The sequence below is a fragment of the Bartonella sp. AD328YNZD genome (assembly GCF_042196425.1).
Genome location: NZ_JBHIQG010000317.1, coordinates 1 through 2,658, shown reverse-complemented (window position 1 = coordinate 2,658; position 2,658 = coordinate 1). Strand labels below are relative to the sequence as shown.

The following is a 2,658-nucleotide window of genomic DNA, read 5'->3' as shown; positions in this document are numbered from 1 at the left end:
GTGATCATTTGAGTGAGTCATTAAAACGTGTTTTATGAAAAGCATAGGAAATTAAAAACTGATTACGTTATCAAAATCCCTTTTATGAATTTTATCAGTTCTTTTGAATGATAACCTTATGATTTAGAGAATGATTACAACGTGTTTTATAAAAAGCATGTGATCCTTTAAAGTTTTTCAAAAGATAGCTTGTAACTCATAAGAAATGCTATCAAGATCATTAGGTTATGAGTTTTGGGGGGTGCTTTTTGTACGTATTATTTTATTTTTTAATCCAAAATAAAAGTCATTATATTTCAATATGTTAATGTTTTAAAGAAACAACCTATATTAAATACAATCTGTAAATACAATCTATGATATATATTTAAAGAGGTTTTGTAGGGGTTTTGGGGGTTTTAAGAACCTACAAAACCTATAAGTAAAATGAATATATATAACTCACTTTAAACAAAGCTTTTGAAAAGCATAAAGCTATCATTTTAGATTACGATATAATCTTTTAAAGACAATCCAAATAAGAGTATCTAAAAGTGCAAGTTTCTTCTTTTTAGAATAACGCATGATAAATTATCCTTTTAAAGATTGTATCTAATCAACTTAACAAGAGAGAGGTATAGATTATGGTTATAAGCTCTATACCCCTTATGAGCTTATCATACCCATTATGTGAGCATGCTTTATAAGTTATTCAGTTTCTCTTATTTCTAATTTTGGTAAGTTTTTTACGATTTTCATTGTTTCTAAACTTACGGTAATAACCCTTTGAAATAACTCCAATGGGTAGGCAGGGTTGCCAATGGTTTCAACAGCATAGCGATTGGCATCATTGATAATACCACTCTTTTTATCAGTCTTTACACATTGACGCCCCATAACCCATTCAAGAGCAGGTCTACCATTTACGATATACTCATAAGCTTCAAGAGGGATATCTGTTATTGTGATATTGCTATTGTAAATAACAGTTGATTTATCTTTCTCTTTACCTGCTTTTGCAAATTGCATTTCAGTCACATAATAGAATTTTTCGGGATTAGAGATCTCTGTAACTTTTGGATTACCCTTTTTAAAAGTTACTGGATAAGGCTCTACATCTTCATAATTTACGTGCAAATGACCCAGTTCACGCCCTGCTGTTACAAACTTCCAAAAATCCTCAGCACTCTTTACGCAAGGAATGCGAGGTAATTCTTTGCATAAATTATGAGCATAACGAGCACGATAATCTTCCGAATGTAACAATCCGTAGACGTAATAGAATAGATCATCTTTAGTGATTTTTTCATTAGGATAAGCGGCTTTAAAATGTGCTAGCCCCTCATCAGTAATGGCATTACGTCTCTGTAAACCAGCTGTTGTGTTTTTCTCTGTAGAATTTGCAAACAAATGGGATTGTTGCTTACTTTTACCTTTTGAAACCGTAGCATCTTCATAAATATATCTTGGAAAGCATTGACCTGTATCTATTGCATGAAAATCAGGTAGATCTTTAGTCATAATAACAGAAAATCCACTTCTTGCCCCTATAGCAGAAACTTGTATCACTGTATTTTTGATCATTTTTTCTACAGGAAAGATACGAGGCATTTGATAAATTGCTTCATTAAAAATGCGATTATAATAAAGCCACTGTCGTGTAAAAGGACGATATAAACTTTGAACAAAACCGACTTCTTCAAATTTTAAAATATGACCTCTTGCTAATTGTTTTTTTATATTCAAACTCCAACTTATCTTGCTTGTATCTGAATTAACAAAATTATCTACAGCCTTTTTACGTGATTTACTGTCAGTGTGCGCATAAGCATTATTAAAACGTTCTGCTTCACTGTTATAGAAGGCAATCATGTTACCCATATTTTTCGCTAAAATTGCACGACTTGAATTGTATGCCCAAGCATCACGACTAGTCGTAATGCCACAAGAATAAATCTCAAAGAGTTTTTTCTCATGAGGTCTCTTATCGCCTAAAGCTAAGAATGTTTCAAAACTGTCATCACGTTGACGTATCCAATCACCATGCTTATCTGGTGTGATTATTTGCCAATCTTTTTTACTTCGTGTAATGCCATCAATACTACCAAAGTCCTTAATTGTTTTAAGTTTTTTTTTTCTTGTTTGATTATCACCAATATCATGATAGTAAATTTTACAAGGTCCAATAGTATTGGGATTTTTTATAAACAGCGTCACGGCAATGCCCGTCATACTACCACTACCAAAAACATTTTCACCTTCTTGAGCAGCTCCATTGCTCAACATATTTTTACGAAGATCCCCTCGTAAATTAAGTACATAAATACTCGTAAATTCTTTGGCTAAAGATTTTCGTAAACTATTCATTGTCGATTTTTCTATGTAACCAGAGCCAGAAACAAAGCCGATTACCCCAGCATTACCAATACGGTCACTTGCCCAGCGCATAGCACGAATATAACTGTCATAAAAATTTCGCGTATTCATTGATTTAGATTGAGCAGCATAGGTTTCACGAATACGGTTATTTAATATGGGATAAGGGGTATTCTTTGCATTGTCATTAGCACTTTTTTGACCTGTTGAATAAGGAGGATTGCCGACAATAACTTGGATATCTACTTCCTGCTGTTTTTTACACCGCTCTGAATTCTCAAACATATAGCGTGTAAAAAAATC

Annotated in this window: 1 protein-coding gene; it reads right to left on the bottom strand. The window is 32.8% G+C overall.

Annotation, left to right across the window (positions count from 1 at the left end; all coding sequences use genetic code 11):
• Positions 1 to 687 precede the first annotated feature (687 nt).
• A partial coding sequence (locus ACFIO3_RS11170) for a type ISP restriction/modification enzyme (protein WP_375704469.1) occupies positions 688 to 2,658 on the bottom strand: 1,971 nt, incomplete at its 5' end.